The organism is Qipengyuania sp. RANM35, from assembly GCF_041021145.2.
Classification (GTDB): domain Bacteria; phylum Pseudomonadota; class Alphaproteobacteria; order Sphingomonadales; family Sphingomonadaceae; genus Qipengyuania; species Qipengyuania soli.
In genome coordinates, this window is sequence record NZ_CM196433.1 from 1117009 (window position 1) to 1132303 (window position 15295).

The 15295-nt window shown below is 61.5% G+C and carries 14 protein-coding genes; 4 read left to right on the forward strand and 10 right to left on the reverse strand.

Going from position 1 to position 15295, the window contains the following annotated elements; genetic code table 11:
* Position 1: 1 nt before the first annotated feature.
* From hflX to dusB, 7 genes are all read right to left on the reverse strand, one after another.
* Positions 2–1309 carry a GTPase HflX gene (hflX, locus tag RAM60_RS05660; protein ID WP_369026131.1) on the reverse strand — a complete coding sequence of 436 codons (1308 nt, stop codon included), beginning with the start codon at positions 1307–1309 and terminating at the stop codon, positions 2–4.
* Between the two features lie 17 nt (positions 1310–1326).
* Positions 1327–1884, reverse strand: coding sequence for an RNA chaperone Hfq (gene hfq / locus RAM60_RS05665; RefSeq protein WP_369025218.1), 558 nt, complete (start codon positions 1882–1884; stop codon positions 1327–1329).
* A gap of 163 nt (positions 1885–2047) precedes the next feature.
* Entirely contained in the window at positions 2048–3433 is a 1386-nt protein-coding gene (gene ntrX, locus RAM60_RS05670) for a nitrogen assimilation response regulator NtrX (protein WP_200983827.1), read from the reverse strand.
* Between the two features lie 22 nt (positions 3434–3455).
* Complete coding sequence (locus tag RAM60_RS05675; RefSeq protein WP_200983828.1) at positions 3456–5669, reverse strand: sensor histidine kinase; 2214 nt, start codon at positions 5667–5669, stop codon at positions 3456–3458.
* Between the two features lie 61 nt (positions 5670–5730).
* The gene (gene ntrC / locus RAM60_RS05680; RefSeq protein ID WP_369025217.1) at positions 5731–7143 is read right to left on the reverse strand and encodes a nitrogen regulation protein NR(I); all 1413 of its coding nucleotides are present in this window, start codon (positions 7141–7143) and stop codon (positions 5731–5733) included.
* Between the two features lie 9 nt (positions 7144–7152).
* Complete coding sequence (locus tag RAM60_RS05685; protein WP_369025216.1) at positions 7153–8211, reverse strand: two-component system sensor histidine kinase NtrB; 1059 nt, start codon at positions 8209–8211, stop codon at positions 7153–7155.
* Positions 8208–9227 carry a tRNA dihydrouridine synthase DusB gene (gene dusB, locus RAM60_RS05690; protein ID WP_369025215.1) on the reverse strand — a complete coding sequence of 340 codons (1020 nt, stop codon included), beginning with the start codon at positions 9225–9227 and terminating at the stop codon, positions 8208–8210. The genes RAM60_RS05685 and dusB overlap by 4 nt, the downstream gene beginning before the upstream one ends.
* 79 nt (positions 9228–9306) lie before the next feature.
* Here dusB and RAM60_RS05695 point away from each other — a divergent pair, with 79 nt between their 5' ends.
* Both RAM60_RS05695 and RAM60_RS05700 read left to right on the forward strand, forming a co-directional pair.
* Entirely contained in the window at positions 9307–10455 is a 1149-nt protein-coding gene (locus tag RAM60_RS05695) for a bifunctional 2-C-methyl-D-erythritol 4-phosphate cytidylyltransferase/2-C-methyl-D-erythritol 2,4-cyclodiphosphate synthase (protein ID WP_369025214.1), read from the forward strand.
* Between the two features lie 4 nt (positions 10456–10459).
* Positions 10460–10963, forward strand: a complete 504-nt coding sequence (locus RAM60_RS05700; RefSeq protein ID WP_200983833.1) for a CinA family protein — start codon at positions 10460–10462, stop codon at positions 10961–10963.
* Here the strand turns inward: RAM60_RS05700 and RAM60_RS05705 are convergent.
* Together RAM60_RS05705 and lipA are read right to left on the reverse strand one after the other, a co-directional pair.
* Positions 10924–11382 carry a type II toxin-antitoxin system RatA family toxin gene (locus RAM60_RS05705; RefSeq protein WP_369025213.1) on the reverse strand — a complete coding sequence of 153 codons (459 nt, stop codon included), beginning with the start codon at positions 11380–11382 and terminating at the stop codon, positions 10924–10926. The two genes, RAM60_RS05700 and RAM60_RS05705, sit on opposite strands and share 40 nt — an antisense overlap.
* Positions 11382–12323: a lipoyl synthase gene (gene lipA, locus RAM60_RS05710; RefSeq protein ID WP_369025212.1), complete on the reverse strand. Its 942-nt coding sequence runs from the start codon at positions 12321–12323 to the stop codon at positions 11382–11384. The genes RAM60_RS05705 and lipA overlap by 1 nt, the downstream gene beginning before the upstream one ends.
* 98 nt (positions 12324–12421) lie before the next feature.
* Between lipA and RAM60_RS05715 the strand changes: the two genes are divergently transcribed.
* Positions 12422–13060, forward strand: coding sequence for a carbonic anhydrase (locus RAM60_RS05715; protein WP_369025211.1), 639 nt, complete (start codon positions 12422–12424; stop codon positions 13058–13060).
* 39 nt (positions 13061–13099) lie between these two features.
* Positions 13100–13825, forward strand: a complete 726-nt coding sequence (locus RAM60_RS05720) for an NYN domain-containing protein (protein WP_369025210.1) — start codon at positions 13100–13102, stop codon at positions 13823–13825.
* Positions 13826–13906: 81 nt separating this feature from the next.
* Here the strand turns inward: RAM60_RS05720 and RAM60_RS05725 are convergent, their stop codons facing one another.
* Positions 13907–15199, reverse strand: coding sequence for a hypothetical protein (locus RAM60_RS05725; protein ID WP_369025209.1), 1293 nt, complete (start codon positions 15197–15199; stop codon positions 13907–13909).
* Positions 15200–15295 lie beyond the last annotated feature (96 nt).

Consider the following 15295-nt stretch of genomic DNA (forward strand, 5'->3'; position numbering starts at 1 on the left):
ATTACCAGTCGAGGGTTTCGAACTGCCCCAGCTCCTTGGGATTGAGCCGGACGCTGATCTTGCGCGTTGGCCCCTTCTCGGCCGCCTCGGCAGCAACATCGTCTACGACCTCGCCATGGGCATAGAGCCAGGCGATCTTGCGCCCGTCGCTGGCAGGGATTTCATAGGTCCGGTAAGCTGCCTTGCGGGTGAGCATGTCACCCAGCGTCGCCAACAGCTCTTCCACGCCGTCACCGGTTAGCGCTGAAAGTGGGACAACCGATTTATCCGCTGATGCGAGCGACGCCAGTTCCTCGGCATCGTCGGCGTCGAGCTGGTCCCACTTGTTCCATATCTCGATGATCGGAATGGCCGAAACCTCCCCTTCCCCTTCGATCACCCCGAGATCGCGTAGGACATCGAGCACCTGTGCCTTCTGCGCGGCAGATGATGGATTGGAGATGTCACGCACGTGGCAAATTATGTCCGCGGCGGTCACCTCCTCGAGGGTCGCACGGAATGCCGCTACCAGCTGGGTCGGCAAATCGGAGATGAAGCCAACGGTGTCGGAGAGGATGGCCTTCTCAACGCCAGGCAGAGTGATGGCCCGCATTGTCGGGTCCAGCGTGGCGAACAGCAGATCCTCCGCCATGACCCCGGCACCAGTGAGCCGATTGAAAAGGGTCGATTTTCCCGCGTTGGTGTATCCCACCAGGGCAATGACGGGCCAAGGGGCGCGTTCGCGTCGCTCGCGATGCAGACCGCGCGTCTTGCGAACCTGTTCCAGCTCCTTGCGCAGACGACCCATGCGCTGCCGGATCATTCGTCGGTCCGCCTCAATCTGCGTTTCACCCGGACCGCCAAGGAAACCGAAACCGCCGCGCTGGCGCTCGAGGTGGGTCCAGCTGCGGACGAGACGGCTCTGCTGGTAGTCGAGATGGGCCAGCTCGACCTGCAGGCGACCCTCGGCCGTTGCAGCGCGTTCACCGAAGATTTCGAGGATCAAGCCGGTTCGGTCGATGACCTTCCGCGCCAGTTTTTCCTCGAGATTGCGCTGTTGAATCGGGCTGAGGGCGCCATCAACGACAACCAGTTCGGCCTCATTTTGCTCGCATGCGATGCGGATGTTTTCGACCTGACCTGCCCCAAACAACAGGTTCGGCCGCACCTCGCGCACGGGCAGAATGAAGCTTTCGGCGACGACAATACCGATGGCGAGCGCAAGCCCTTCCGCCTCGGCGAGCCGCGAGGCCGCGTCGAGATCGTAGCGAATGCCCCGGATGTCCGGGCAAATGACGAGGGCTCGCGCGCCGCGCGAGACTTCGCCCATCAGGTTGTCGTCGAAACTCAGTTGTCGTCCTCTTCCCATTCCTCGGTCAGGTCGACCGGCGTGGTCGGCTGAATCGTGGAAACGGCATGCTTGTAAGCCAGCTGCACGTACCCGTCGCGCTCAAGCAGCATGCAAAACAGGTCGTAAGCGGCGATCTTGCCCTGCAGCATGACGCCGTTGACGAGGAACATGGTCACTTGCGCCTCTGCCTCGCGAACGCGGCTAAGGAATACGTCCTGCAACAAGCGCTGCCGTGCGTTCGAGTTCTGGCTGGCGAATTGCGAGGCATCGACGGGCTGGCCCGGCATGATCGTGCTGATGGCGTGCTTGTAGACCAACTGCGACTGACCGTCCCGCCGCAGCAGGATCGAGAAATTGTCGAACCAGGTCACGATGCCCTGCAGCTTCACGCCCTTGACCAGGAACATGGTCACCGGCGTCTTGTTGCGGCGCAAGAGGTTCAGGAAGGCATCTTGCAGGTTGCCTTGCTTCTGGCCCCCTGCCCCACCCCCTGCGGTCTTCTCGGCCGCCGGTTTTTCCGGACGCGGACGAGCAGTAAGGGTACGTTCGGACATAGCTGTCTCTCCGTTCTTGGCGGCCGCCTGAACGGACCGCAATCTGGGCGCCCACCGCACCCGATTTCGCGCACGTCATTGCGTGCACGCCTATTGTGGCGTTTCGACTCGAATTTCGCAATGATTGTATCGCTTTCCCGATTGGGAGCAGCGATTTATTCGTTCAGTTCTTGCGATCCCCCGGCTTCTTGTCGGCCATACCCAGGAGCTTCAATTTACGATGGAGGGCCGAACGCTCCATCCCGATGAAGCTCGCGGTCTTGGAAATATTCCCCGAGAAGCGGCGTATCTGGATGGTCAGGTACTCGCGCTCGAAGCTCTCGCGAGCTTCGCGCAAGGGGGCTCCCATTAGTGCGGCTACGCCGCCATTTCCGCCCACCTTGCCTCCGAGCACCTCTTCGGGGAGCATCTCCGTTTCGATGTGCTCGAGCTGTTCTCGTGGCGTCAGGATCACGGTGCGCTCCACCACGTTGCGCAACTGGCGCACGTTACCTGGCCAGTCGTAGGCTTGAAGCGCCGCCAATGCCTCTTCGCTGATCGTCGGGGGACGCAAGCCCTGCTCTGCAGCATAGTGCGCGAAGAATGTATTCGCGAGCGCGGGGATGTCGTCCCTACGCTCCGCCAGTGAGGGCACTTCAACCGGCACAACGTTGAGGCGATAGAAGAGGTCCTCGCGAAACCGCTTCTCCTCCATTTCCTTCTGAAGATCTCGAGCGGTCGAACTGACCACCCGGACGTCGACTCCGATCTGGCGTGAGCCTCCGACGCGCACGAAGCTCTGTTCCGTCAAAACGCGCAATATCCGCGCCTGAGTGGAGAGCGGCATGTCGGCCACCTCGTCGAGATACAGCGTTCCCCCATCCGCCATTTCGAGGAGTCCAGGCCTTACCAGCTTGCCATCCGCTTCCTCTCCGAACAGTTCCTCCTCGAACCGTTCCGGTGTGATCCGGGCCGAATTGACGATCACGAAGGCCTTCTCGGCCCGTGGACTCCAGCTGTGCAGCAGTCGCGCGGCCACTTCCTTACCCGTTCCGGCGGGACCACTGATGAGGACGCGGCTGCCAGTGTTCGCCACACGCTTCAGCGTAGCGCGCACAGCGTTGATCACGGTCGAATTGCCAGTGAACTCCCCGTTTTGAACCATGCCCTCGCGCAAGCGCGTGTTTTCGCGTCGCAGCCTCTCGGTTTCTGTAGCACGGTCGACCAGATGGAGCAGGCGCTCAGCCTCGAAAGGCTTTTCGAGGAAGTCCACCGCGCCTCGGCTTACGGCACTAACCGCTGTGTCGATGTTACCGTGGCCAGAAAAGACAATGACCGGAAGGTCCGGTTCGCGAGCCTTGATCGCGTCGAGCACTTCGAGCCCGTCCATTGGGCTGCCATGCAACCAGACGTCGAGGAGGACGAGGCTGGGCCTGCGCTCATCGACCGCCGCCAAGGCGCTGGTGCTGTCACCTGCAGTCCTGCATTCGTAGCCTTCGTCGCTCAGAACGCCCGCCACGAGATCACGGATGTCGCGTTCGTCGTCGACGATCAGGATGTCTAGCGCCATCGGTCCGTACCTTCACTTTGCATCAAGGGTTGCCCTCACCGCGAACGGTGTGCGGGTCGCGGGCAAAGCGCATGGTCACGCGCGTCCCGCCACTTTCGATTGAGGAGAACGTCATCTCGCCCCCGTGCTCCTCGACAATCTTGTTGACGATCGCGAGGCCGAGTCCGGTGCCCTTCTCGCGTGTCGTGACATAGGGTTCGAGGATACGCTCGCGGTCCTGAGGCAGTCCGATGCCGTTGTCCTCGACGGAAACCGTAAACGACTCCTCGTCCTCGCGAACCCTGACCGCGATCTTGCCGCGGTAGTCCGGTTCCGCATTCACAGATTTCGCTTCGATCGCTTCGAATGCGTTCTTGAGAATGTTTGTCACCGCCTGTCCGACCTGATGTCGATCGCACTGGATGCGGATCGGCCCATCGGCATTGGTGTCCAGCGAATAGTTGATGTCGGGGTGCGCGACTTCCTGGAGGAACAGCGACTGACGGACGAGATCGAGCGCATCCTCGGGTCGAAATACAGGCTTGGGCAAGCGGGCAAAGCTTGAGAATTCGTCGACCATCTTGCGAAGGTCCCCGACTTGCCGGACAATCGTGCTGGTCAATTCATCGAACAATTCGCCGTCCTGCTCGATCTGCTTGCGATAGCGTCGTTTCAGGCGCTCGGTCGCCAGCTGGATCGGTGTGAGCGGGTTCTTGATCTCGTGCGCAATCCGGCGAGCAACGTCGGACCAGGCGGCTTGTCGCTGATCAAGCAACTGGCGGGTGATATCCTCGAAAGTGATGACGTAGCCTTCGGACTCTTCTCCGATCTTAACGGCCAGAGTGAGCAGTTCACCCCGACGCGAGTGACTGATCACACCCTGAGTCAGGCCAGCCACCACCATCGCCGTAATCTGTGGAGCGAGTTCCGACAGCGTCGTGGGTTGCGGGGTGGCTTCGGCATCGTCCATGAGCATGGCCTGCGCCGGCGCGTTCATGAGCAATACGTTGAGCTCGCGGTCGATCGAGATCACGCCGGCACTCACGGATTCCAGCACAGCTTCGATGAAACTGCGCCGCTCTTCCAGCTCGGCATTGGCCGAAACCAATGCATCCGTCTGCTTTTCAAGTTGCGCCGTCATGCGGTTGAAGGCGCGGTTGAGCATGCCGATTTCGTCTGCGCCGGTGCGCCCCTCTACCCGGAGCGAGAAGTTGCCCGCCCCCACCTTCCTCGCCGCGGCAACGAGGTCGGTTAGCGGCTCCACCTGCCGATCTGCAAAGCGCAGCGCGAACCACACCGACAACCCGACAAGCGCCAGGCTGACAAAAAACAGCGCAAGATTGAAGCGCAACTGCAGGGCGCGGGCGCGTTTGGTAAGCTCGTCATACGCATCGGAGATCGAGCGCGCGCTTTGCCAGCTGCGGAAGCTTGAGGCCTCCGAACTTCTCGCCGTGTAAAGATATATGCCGGTTTCGCGATCGATCGGCGCAACCGCCTCGATCCGCTCGGGACTGCCGCGCACGACGACCTGCTCGTTCTTGGACAGAGGCCCCATCGCCGATTGAGCGAAGGGTATCGGGTCGCTGCCCTCCGAAAGACCGTAGACCACCGCGGTTCGCATGGTTCCGTCGGGCAAGGCTTGCAGGATAGCGCTTTCAACCACGTCACGCGGTTCGGCCTGATACTGGTAGACGAGTGCGAAGTTGGGATCTGTAACTTGAACCTTCTGGAGGATGGACCGCATGTCCATAGCCATCGAGATGGTCTCGTTGCCGAGGTCGAGCTGGTTTTCAGCATAGTAGCTCTCGGCCAACTGGTTCGCATTCTCCATGAGTCCGCGCGAGTTGTCGGAAAACCAGAAATCCACGCCGGATTGAAAGAGAAACGCGGCGAACCCCGCCACCAGCAGTGTCGGCACTGCGGCAATCATTGAGAAGAAGAAGACCAGGCGCACATGCAGTCGTGCCGTGCTGCCGGCCGCGCGTCGCAATGCCAGCCTGCGCCCCGCCAGCACGAGCAGTGCCATGGCCGGGATCAGCGTTCCGATCAAAAGCGCCGCGACTTGCCTGCTCGGCAACAATTGGCCGTTCGGAGGCGCCGTGGTGAAGGCAGCATACGTGCTGGCCACCATGAGCAGGAAGGCAACGATGAAGAAGATTTCGACGTAGGCGAAAATGTTCGCTCGACGGGAGGCGACGAGAAATTTTCGCCACCATCTCGGAGGGGTCTTTATCGCTGAATTGGCCGGGGTCGCCATCGTTGCAGCGTTACAACGCTCGTGTTGCACTTTTGCAAGCACAAAATCGACAAAATGCCCGCTAATGCCGTCTAACGAAGCGTTCCGGGGCTATTTGGAGGTCCGCAAGGCGCTTGCGAAGAGTGTTGCGATTGATCCCCAGTAGCTGTGCTGCGCGCAGTTGGTTTCCTTCGGTCTGCTGGAGGGCGTGCTCGAACAGAGGTTTCTCGAATGCGGCCAGCGCTCCATGATATAAGTTGCCCGGCGAAGTACCGTTTGCAGCGAGCCAACCACGCAATGCAGCCTCGAAACCATCTTCCGCCTCACCGGAATCTGCATGTCTTTCGGCAGGCAGGCTATCGATCAATGTAGGCGCATCGATTACCTCGTCCCGTGCCATGAGAGCCAGTCGGAACACGACGTTGCGCAGTTCGCGAACATTTCCGGGCCATTGGCGTGTCGCGAGCTGTGCCACCGCGTCATCGGCAATCTGGCGACGAGGAAGACCCTCCGAGGCCGCCTGGGCAAGGAAGTGCCTTACCAATGCGCCGATGTCTTCTGCACGTTCACGCAGCGGCGGGAGGTGGATCGGGACGACGTTGAGCCGATAATACACGTCTTCACGGAAGGAACCGCTCGCAATCATGGGTCCAAGGTCACGGTTGGTCGCAGCGATGATCCTTACGTCGACTCCGATTTCCTGTCGTCCCCCAACCCGGCGAATGCGACCTGATTGGAGAGCTCTCAGCAATCGCGTTTGAGCTTCGGCGGGCATGTCGCCAATCTCGTCGAGGAACAGAGTACCGCCATTTGCCTGCTCGAACTTGCCGATTTGCTGGCTGACGGCACCGGTAAAGGCGCCACGCTCGTGCCCGAATAGCTCGCTTTCGAGTAAATCGTGCGGGATGGCTGCCATGTTGACCGCGACGAAGGGTCCGGTCTTGCGCGCCCCCAATTGGTGGATGGCCTCCGCCACCAGCTCTTTCCCGGTGCCTGACTCACCCGTGACGAGAACCGTAAGGTCATTGCGCAGCACCCTTGTTATCATCCGGTAGACGCCCTGCATCGCCGGACTGCGCCCGATTAGCGGGAGTTCGGTGTCGGGCTCGTTTGCATCCCCGGAGGGACGAGGCCGGTTGGCTACAGCCTGTCTTACCGCCTGGGTCAGGTCATCAAGATCGAATGGCTTGGGGAAATATTCGAAAGCATGGCTATCACTCGCTCGAACCGCCGTATCCAGCGTGTTTTGAGCGGAAAGTACAATGACCGGCATGTCGGGCGCCACGTCCCGTACGGCTTCGATCGACGCCAACCCGTCGCCGTCGGTAAGGATGACGTCGGTCAGCATGACGTCAAATGCGCGTTCGGCCAGAATGGCGTCACGACGTGAAATGCTGTCACAAGTAGTGACGTCGAAACCCTCGTCACGCAGGGCTTCGGTGATAACCGTCGCGATCCCCCGATCGTCCTCGACGAGAAGTGCCGAATGCGCCATCTTCCTCCCCTACCCCGCCACTGGCAGGTTGATCCTGAAATGCGTCACACCCGCACGCTCGTCACGTTCGTGCGAAATTCGCCCGCCCATGTCTCTCAGGAGCTTGCGCACTAGTGCAAGGCCGAGCCCCTGTCCCTGCGGTTTGCTCGAGACAAAGGGCTCGAACACGTGGTCGCGCAGGCTCGGGTCGATGCCGGGGCCCGAGTCCGTTACGGTAATTTCGATCGGTAGCCTTGTAGCCTTGCCGAAGCGGATGGCATTGAAAACGAGGCCGCTTACGTAGCGCGTTCGTACGGTTACCTGCGGATTTTCGAGGTCTCGACTAGCGTCGCAGGCATTAGCGATCAGGTTGATGAGGACCTGCTCCAATGCCCCCTGCTGAGCTGCAACAGGGGGGAGCGAAGGATCGAACTCCTCGACGAGCTCGCAGCCATCTTTGCGCCCTGCGCGCACCGTCGCCATGGCATTGCGCACGGCTTCGTGAAGGTTGCAGGGACCTGTGACCTCTATCGGCTTGGCGCCAAGTTGCTGCATCCGGTCGATCAGCTGGGCGATGCGATCGACTTCGGTTGAGATCATCTTGGCGAGCGGGCGGTCGCGACCCTCCACCCTGCGTTCCAGCAGTTGGCTTGCCCCCCGGATGGCAGCGAGCGGGTTCTTGATCTCGTGCGCGAGGACCGCTGGCGCGCGAAGTTCGACGCGCTCCTCATCGTCCGAATTTTCCGGCTGACCTACATCGGAAAGTGTCACCACACGCCATCCCGGATGGGAGGGCATGGGCGAACTGGTGAAGTTGACCCGGCGATCCCCGAAAACCGTTCCGATGGTGATCCCGCGCGCGATAATGCGTGATTCATTGCTGGCGAGGCCGATCCGCATGCGGTCATCCTCGACACCGATTGCGTCGAACAAATGCATCCCGACCAGGCGGTTGCTGCTGCGGCCAAGCATTTCTTCGGCGGCGCTATTGGACTCTACGATCCGATCATCACCGTCGAGCAGCAGGACGGCAAAAATCATCCCGGCGATCTGGGCGCTTGCTTCAGGCCCGCCGGACAGAGACATCATGCCGCGCGGCGACGCAGGAAGGGATCGTAAAACTGCTCAAGTTCCTCAAGAACTACAGCAGCATCGTCGATGAAGTTCACCTTGTTCCGGAAATCTGCAGAGCCATGCATACCCTTGGTGTACCAACCAAGGTGCTTCCGGGCGATCTTTACACCCACATCCGTCCCGTAGTGGTCGAGCATCGCTGTGTAGTGGTCGAGCACTACTGCATACTGTTCATCGAAGTCGGGGCTCGCAATCGTCTCGCCAGTCCGCCACCAGTGCATGACCTGGCCCAGGAGCCAAGGTCGGCCATAGGCTCCGCGACCGATCATCACGCCGTCTGCACCCGATTGCTCCAAGGCTTTCGCCGCGTCCTCGATCCCACAGATATCGCCGTTGACGATGACGGGAATGGAAACCGCATCCTTGACCTTGCGCACGAAGGCCCAGTCGGCGCTACCCTTGTACATCTGGTTGCGTGTACGGCCGTGGACGGTGATCATTTTCACACCGAGATCCTCGGCAATCTTCGCAAGTTCAGGTGCGTTGAGATCCGAATGGTCCCACCCCATCCGCATCTTCACCGTGACCGGCACGTTCACGGCCTTGACGGTCGCTTCCATCAGCCTGGTTGCAAGCGGCACTTCACGCATCAGGGCAGAACCAGCCAACTGACCGACGACCTTGCGGACCGGGCAACCGAAATTGATGTCGATGATGGCCGCCCCGTTGCCTTCCTGCAGCTTGGCAGCCTCCGCCATGCTCGCGGGATCGCAGCCGACGAGCTGCATGGAAACAGGCTCCTCGATATGGTCCCACGCAGCCTTCTGGATGCTCTGGCGGGTCTCGCGGATAGCGGCCTCGCTCGCGATCATCTCGGTGACATTAAGACCCGACCCGTAGCTGCGGACGAGCCTGCGGAAAGGCAGGTCCGTTACGCCGGTCATCGGCGCCAGAACAACCGGCGTGTCGATGGTCACGGGACCGATGTTGATCGGCTTCGGCGGGACCGGAGGAAGGGGGGGCGTGCTCATATCGGAGGGTTGTGCCTAAATATTGGGCAGCCACATAGTGCGTTGCAGCGAAAACGGCAAGCGGCTAGCGCCGGGCGCTATGCCCATCGCCGCTCCCCTGCCCCCATTCGCCGCCGTGGTCGTCGCCGCAGGCAAGGGACTGCGCGCAGGGCAGCCTCTTCCCAAGCAGTTCGCAAGCTGGCGCGGCAAACCTGTTCTGCGCCATTCGGTCGAAACGCTACTGGACGCAGGTGCGCATCCGCTTGTGGTGGTCATCCCCGAAAATGGCGAGGACGTAGCCCGGGCAGTGCTAGTCGGCCTTGAAGGGATCAGCCTGGTCACCGGCGGGGAAACCCGGCAGGATTCGGTTGCCCGTGGACTTGAAGCTGTTTCTGCTGCGGATCGCGTCCTCATCCACGACGCAGCACGTCCGGATTTGCCGCGTGAAGTCATCGAACGGCTGCTTGCCGCACTTGCCACTCACCCGGGAGCAATCCCGGCGCTTTCCGTAGTCGACAGCCTGGCAGTCGACGCAGGCGGCGTGATGGCCGGCAGCGCGGAGCGCGACACGCTGCGCCGGGTGCAAACCCCCCAGGCATTCAGGTTCGCGGACATCCTGGCCGCCCATCGTGCATGGAGCGGGCCGACGAATGCCGGGGACGATGCCCAGGTCCTGCGCGCCGCAGGCGGGACCATTGCCCTCGTCGAGGGACACGAGCGCCTCGCCAAACTGACTTTTGCAGGGGATTTCATGACCGACACACCGGACATTCGCACGGGAATGGGCTTTGACGTCCATCGCCTCGTCGCCGGCGAGGAGTTGTGGCTCGGCGGTATCCGGATCGAACACGAGAAGGGACTCGCGGGCCATAGCGATGCCGACGTAGTGCTCCATGCACTGACCGATGCCATCCTGGGGGCCATCGGCGACGGCGATATCGGAACCCATTTTCCCCCGAGCGACCCGCAGTGGAAAGGTGCAAGCAGCGACAGGTTCCTCGTCCATGCTGCTGAACTGGCACGGAAATCCGGCTTCACGATCTCGAATGTCGACCTGACCATCATCTGCGAAGAGCCCAAGATCGGACCTCACCGGCCCGCAATCCGTTACCGCATCGCCGCCTTGCTTGGCATTGACAGCGCCCGCGTATCGGTGAAGGCGACGACCACCGAACGGCTTGGCTTTGCCGGTCGTGGCGAAGGCATCGCCACGCAGGCGATCGCCACCGTGGTCCGTCAACAAGGGTAGCGCCATGATCGAAGACAGCCCCTTTCCCAAGGAAATCACCGATCTCGCCGAGAAGGTGATCAAGGCCAATGTCGCAGCCGGTCGCAAGGTCGCCCTCGCCGAGAGCTGCACCGGCGGGCTCGTCTGCGGCGCGCTTACCGACGTACCGGGATCATCGGCAGTGCTGGACCGCGGTTTCATCACCTATTCCAACGAAGCGAAGATGGAGTGCCTCGGCGTACCGCTCGACATCATCGAGACCTTCGGCGCGGTATCGATCGCTTGTGCATGGGCGATGGCAAAGGGGGCGCTCGAAAACTCCGGCGCAGATGTCGCCGTAGCCATCAGCGGCGTGGCCGGACCCGGTGGCGGAACCGAGTTCAAACCTGTCGGGACTGTAGTGTTCGCTCGCGTGGTGCGCGGCCAGGAAGGCGAGCCCGACGGGGAAATGAAACGCTTCGATCCTACGACGCGCGGCGATATCCGCCGTCAGGCGACGATCTGCGCGCTCGAACTGCTGTTGCCGTAGAGCTCGTTGGCGCGCTTTTCGAAAGCGCCCACCATCTTCCGGAATGCCCGGTCGAAATACTGGCCTGCCAGTGCTTCGAACACTGCGCTTCGAAATGCGAATTCGACGCAGAAATCGACCTCGCATCCACCGGGAGCGGGCGTGAACGTCCAATTGTTGTCGAGATCTTTCAGCGGTCCGTCGACGTAGAACACCTCGATATGCTCCGGACGCCGCTTCTCGACGCGCGAGGTGAACTTCTCGCGAATGGCCTTGAAGCCGACCAGCATGTCCGCGACCATTTCGGTCTCGGTGTCGGATTTGATGCGTGTCGCGACGACCCACGGAAGGAACTTGGGATAGCTAGCAACATCTGCGACCAGATCGAACATCTGCTCGCAGGTGTATGGCAGAAAACGCTTTTCCCGGATTCCCGGCATCAGGCGCCCTGTTTGGCGAGCTTCGTTTCGCGCGCCGCGCGCATCTGGGCAAAATCGTCGCCAGCGTGATAGCTCGAGCGGGTCAGCGGGCTCGCTGCAACCTGGAGGAAGCCCTTTGCGCGGGCAATCGCGCCATAGGCAGCGAACTGCTTTGGGGTCACGAACTCCTCCACCTTCGCATGCTTGGGCGTCGGCTGCAGGTACTGGCCCATGGTTATGAAATCGATGTCCGCGCTGCGCATGTCATCCATCACCTGGTGGACTTCGAGGCGAGCTTCGCCGAGCCCGAGCATGATACCCGACTTGGTGAAGATCAGCGGATTATGTGCCTTCACCTCTTCAAGCAGGCGCAGCGATGCGTAGTAGCGCGCACCCGGGCGGATCGTCGGGTAGAGGCGCGGAACGGTCTCGAGATTGTGGTTGAAGACGTCGGGGCCAGCCTCGCAAATTTCCTCGATCGACTGCTTCATCCGGCCCTTGAAGTCGGGCGTGAGGATTTCGATCGTGGTATTCGGGGTCTCGCGGCGAAGCGCGTTGATGACCTTGACGAACTGGCCTGCCCCGCGGTCGGGAAGGTCGTCACGATCGACGCTGGTAATGACGATGTGCTCGAGACCCATGGCGGCTGCGGCCGCGGCCGTGTGTTCGGGTTCGAGCGGATCGACCGGCATGGGCATGCCCGTCTTGATATTGCAGAACCGGCAGGCGCGGGTGCAGGTATCGCCAAGGATCATCACCGTGGCATGCTTCTTGGTCCAGCATTCGCCGATGTTCGGGCAAGCCGCTTCCTCGCACACCGTGTGAAGGTTGAGTTCACGCATCAGCTTGCGCGTTTCGTTGTAGCCCTGGCTCACAGGTGCCTTCACGCGAATCCAGTCGGGCTTGCGCTGCATGCGCGGACGTTCGCCTTCGGGCGCGGGTGCGGAGGATAGGTCGTTCATGTCGCGGCCCATCTAGGCCCCCTGCCCCGCTCGGGCAAGCCGCATAGCTATTCGCGAATCCCTTGCTTCGAACTCTGAAACATTGCAGCGGGGCCGGAATGAAGAGCTTTGACGAGATGATCGACGGCTATGGCCGTTTCCGTAGCGGTGACTGGAAGCGCCAGCACGATCGATGGGAAGAGCTCAAGGAAGGCCAATCACCTCAGGTGATGGTGATCGCCTGTTCGGACAGTCGAGTCGATCCGGCCCAGATTTTCGACGTGGACCCTGGCGAGATTTTCGTCGTTCGCAACGTGGCGGCTCTTGTTCCGCCTTACGAGACCACGCCGGGTCGGCACGGCGTGTCCGCCGCTCTCGAATTTGCGATCCAGTTCCTGCGAGTGAAGGAAGTCGTCGTCATGGGTCATGGCATGTGCGGCGGTTGCCAGGCCGCCCTGACGCAGGACCTGCATGGCAACGAGTTGGGCGAAGGCGGCTTCGTGGCTCACTGGATCGACATGCTGGACGAAGTGCGCGAGCCGATCGCGTCGGAACTGGGCACGAAAGGCAGGACCGCGGAGCGAGCGATGGAGCTTGCGGCCGTCAAGGTCAGTCTAGCCAACCTGCGGACCTTCCCATGCGTGCAGGAAAAGGAGAAGCGCGGCACTCTCGCGCTGCGCGGTGCCTATTTCGCCATCTCCGACGGCATCCTCTACCTCCTCGACGAGCGAACCGGCGAGTTTCGCCCCGCGAAATAAGTGCTTGCCCGCCTAGCAGGGCATGGCCATCTGGGCGCCATGGCCGAATTCTCGCAGCGTAACATCGCCCTCTTGATCGACGCGGACAATGCCAGTCCTGCGGGCATCGATCCCGTCCTGACCGTGCTCGCGGAACTGGGGCAGGTGAATATCCGACGGGCCTATGGCAACTGGCGCAAGGCAAGCCTCAAGGGATGGGTCGACCTGATGCATCGTTACGGCATCGAACCGCAGCAGCAATTCGACCTGACCAAGGGCAAGAACGCTACCGACATGAAAATGACCATCGATGCGATGGACATGCTGTTTCGCGGACGGGTCGACGGATTCGGCATCATGTCTTCCGACAGCGACTTCATGCCGCTTGCCATGCGCATCCGTCAGGATGGCCTGCCCGTCTATGGCTTCGGCGGCGAGAAGACGCCCGAGGCCTTCCGGCAGGCATGCACGCGGTTCATCGACGTCAACGCGCTGATCAAGGCCGAGAAGGACGAGCGACGCGAGAACGGCGCCAAGGGCGCAAGTGCATCAAACGTGCTCGACCAGGAATTGCTCGACCTGCTATTCGACGCCTACAATGCCAGCAAGCGTGACGAAAAAGGCTTCGCGAAGCTATCCGAAGTCGGCCAGCGCGCCGGCAACCGCTCCAGCTTCGACACCCGCAACTACGGCTTCGCGCGGCTCATCGACCTGATCGAGGTCGTGCCCAACTTCAGTATCGAGCGGCGCAACGACGGGCAGGTCTTCGTCAAGCGCCTGCGCTGACAGCCTTGCTTCGGCGGCCAAAGGAAAGGGCGCGGATCCTTTCGAACCCGCGCCCTCCTTACTTCAACCGATAGCGGCTCGTTACATCGAGCCCGCTTCCTGAGCGGCGTAGACCGCCCACAGGCTGGCAATGGCCTGGCGAGCACCTTCGACCTTGTTGAAGGTCGCCTGCGCCTCGGCGTACTTGCCCTGATCGACCTGCGCGATGCCGAGACGGGTCAGGACGAGCGGGGTGTTGACCCCGGCCTGGCCCAGCGCCTTGGTGTAGAACTCTTCGGCTTCGGCGCCACGGCCCATGCTGAGAAGCGCATCGCCAGCTGCCATGACCGAGTTCAGGGTCGCGCCGCTGGCACGGGCGGTCTTCATCAGCGAGGGCATATCCTTCTGGTCCACCGCAACGCGCTCTGCAGCCTGGCGACGAGTGTCGGCGACATAGGCGTCATCCTTGCGCAGCTTGCCCTTGGCGATGCCTTCGTCGATCACGGTGACGACTTCCGCCGGCAGACGGCGGTAATCGGCAGCGTCGAGATACTCGAGATAGGTACGCCCTTCACGCAACGACGAGGTGCGACGGCCAAGGCGCAGGAGATCGAGGATCTCCGGGTTCTGGTAGCCACCGGTGTTCAGCATGATGGCGACCGCATCACCCCAGCTGGCTTCGCCCGGGAATTCCGAAACGTAGAGCTTGGCGTACTTCTGCGCTTCGCTCACCAGGCTGTTGTTGTAGGCCATGGCCAAACCGCGCTTGATCCACGCTTCGTTGATCGGCTTGCCAGCTGCGCGACGCGCATCGACAACACCGGTCAGGTAGGCAAGACCTTCGGCGGTCTTGTTCTCGCCGAAATAGCTTTCCGCGACGAAGATTTCAGGATCATTGTCGGCATAGCCGGCGTCAATCGCAGCCTGGAGGAAGCGGCGAGCGGCCGGATAGTCCTTCTGCTGGTAGGCCAGCTGGCCAGCCTGGAAGTTGTACACGCCGACCTGTTCGGGAGCGACCTTGCCGCTGCCGAGCATCAGTTCGAGACCCTGACGCGCAAGTGCCATGTCGTTGGTCTTCTGGCCGAGGTTCACGAGCAAGCCGCCAACCGCGTGACGATCGTCCTCGGTTTCGGTCGCAGCGACGACCGCGGGGATTGCAGCCTTGATCGCCGCATAGTCCGGAGCGGCCGAGTTGAACTGATCGGCAACCGGCTTGTAAGCGGTAATGAAGCCCTTCGAGTAATTCGACTTGGCCGGCTTTTCCTTCTTCTCCTTGGCTGCGTAGGCCGGAGTTTCCAGGGCAACGGCGCTGACACCAAGACCGGCGGTCAGGGCGATGGCAAGGGCGAAAGCGGAGGACGAGCCCGTCTTGCGGACGAGGGACGAGAAAATCATAATCTAGGCTCCCAAGAGTGGTTAGGGGTCTGAGCGCGAAGAGGGTAAAATTCAATCCTGCGGCCCATGCCGCGTGTGTGCTCTCATTGCAAATCT

Bases quoted from the DNA above. Each gene is read 5' to 3' on its own strand.
- lipA (WP_369025212.1), bottom strand. From the start codon at position 12,323: ATGAACGACCTATCCTCCGCACCCGCGCCCGAAGGCGAACGTCCGCGC.
- RAM60_RS05675 (WP_200983828.1), bottom strand. From the start codon at position 5,669: ATGGCGACCCCGGCCAATTCAGCGATAAAGACCCCTCCGAGATGGTGG.
- RAM60_RS05705 (WP_369025213.1), bottom strand. From the start codon at position 11,382: ATGCCGGGAATCCGGGAAAAGCGTTTTCTGCCATACACCTGCGAGCAG.
- ntrX (WP_200983827.1), bottom strand. From the start codon at position 3,433: ATGGCGCTAGACATCCTGATCGTCGACGACGAACGCGACATCCGTGAT.
- RAM60_RS05725 (WP_369025209.1), bottom strand. From the start codon at position 15,199: ATGATTTTCTCGTCCCTCGTCCGCAAGACGGGCTCGTCCTCCGCTTTC.
- RAM60_RS05715 (WP_369025211.1), top strand. From the start codon at position 12,422: ATGAAGAGCTTTGACGAGATGATCGACGGCTATGGCCGTTTCCGTAGC.
- ntrC (WP_369025217.1), bottom strand. From the start codon at position 7,143: ATGGCGCATTCGGCACTTCTCGTCGAGGACGATCGGGGGATCGCGACG.
- RAM60_RS05720 (WP_369025210.1), top strand. From the start codon at position 13,100: ATGGCCGAATTCTCGCAGCGTAACATCGCCCTCTTGATCGACGCGGAC.
- RAM60_RS05700 (WP_200983833.1), top strand. From the start codon at position 10,460: ATGATCGAAGACAGCCCCTTTCCCAAGGAAATCACCGATCTCGCCGAG.
- dusB (WP_369025215.1), bottom strand. From the start codon at position 9,227: ATGAGCACGCCCCCCCTTCCTCCGGTCCCGCCGAAGCCGATCAACATC.
- RAM60_RS05685 (WP_369025216.1), bottom strand. From the start codon at position 8,211: ATGATGTCTCTGTCCGGCGGGCCTGAAGCAAGCGCCCAGATCGCCGGG.
- hflX (WP_369026131.1), bottom strand. From the start codon at position 1,309: ATGGGCGAAGTCTCGCGCGGCGCGCGAGCCCTCGTCATTTGCCCGGAC.
- hfq (WP_369025218.1), bottom strand. From the start codon at position 1,884: ATGTCCGAACGTACCCTTACTGCTCGTCCGCGTCCGGAAAAACCGGCG.
- RAM60_RS05695 (WP_369025214.1), top strand. From the start codon at position 9,307: ATGCCCATCGCCGCTCCCCTGCCCCCATTCGCCGCCGTGGTCGTCGCC.